Origin of the sequence: Photorhabdus sp. RW14-46 (assembly GCF_963887965.1) — a bacterium.
Taxonomy (GTDB): domain Bacteria; phylum Pseudomonadota; class Gammaproteobacteria; order Enterobacterales; family Enterobacteriaceae; genus Photorhabdus; species Photorhabdus laumondii.
On the sequence record NZ_CAWPHH010000109.1, the window covers coordinates 1 to 749 of the forward strand.

The following is a 749-nucleotide window of genomic DNA, read 5'->3' on the forward strand; positions in this document are numbered from 1 at the left end:
TATCATAATTTTCTATAAAGAACCAATTTCTCATGTCACTGAGATCATCAACATTACTAAAGTCAAGAAAATCGTTTTTTTCAGGTTTAATATTAGAAAGGAGATAAAGATCTCTTATATTGAGCATATTATGAGATCTGGCAACTAAATCGCCTTTATTAGTCTTTATGGTAGCAGATCTATTTTCAATAAGATGACTTTTATCTCCTTGTGCATTTTTCTGTATCCACATATTATCGTTGGCTTGCAACAAGGCTTTATTTCCGCTATTACGTACGGTATCGCCAAATATTCGAATATCCCGGCCAGCAGTCACGCTTCCTTTATTATCCAACGTGGTATTTTCCAGAATAATATCCCGTCCCGCCTGCACGTTAATATTGGGCGCAATATGGGTTTCTTTGCCAATAACATTCAGGTCCGTTTTAGCCTTAATATTGCCCAGTTCAATTTTGCCATTGGCGTTTAAAGTAATATCACGCTGGTCACTGATTAAATTTTTCAGATTAACACCAACGCCCTCTTCAGTGGCAACCAGTCGGATTTTATTGGCATACATGCCACCTAACGCTTTGGTGTCAACGGCTAATTGGGGTTTAGCGCCTTCGCCAGCGACAGGTTTAACTGTGCCGTCTTTTAAACTGATTCGGTTAGCGCCTTGTGTCAGAGACAGGTTATTGGCCTGAATTTTTCCATTTAATTCCGTTGCCCGGCTGATAATATCGACATAATCCGTCGCCTTGCCATCT

General features: G+C 39.7%; 1 protein-coding gene. It reads right to left on the bottom strand.

Annotated elements, in window-relative coordinates; translation table 11 throughout:
• On the bottom strand, positions 1-749 hold a 749-nt coding region (locus tag AACQ38_RS23765; protein ID WP_445260643.1), incomplete at both ends, for a two-partner secretion domain-containing protein.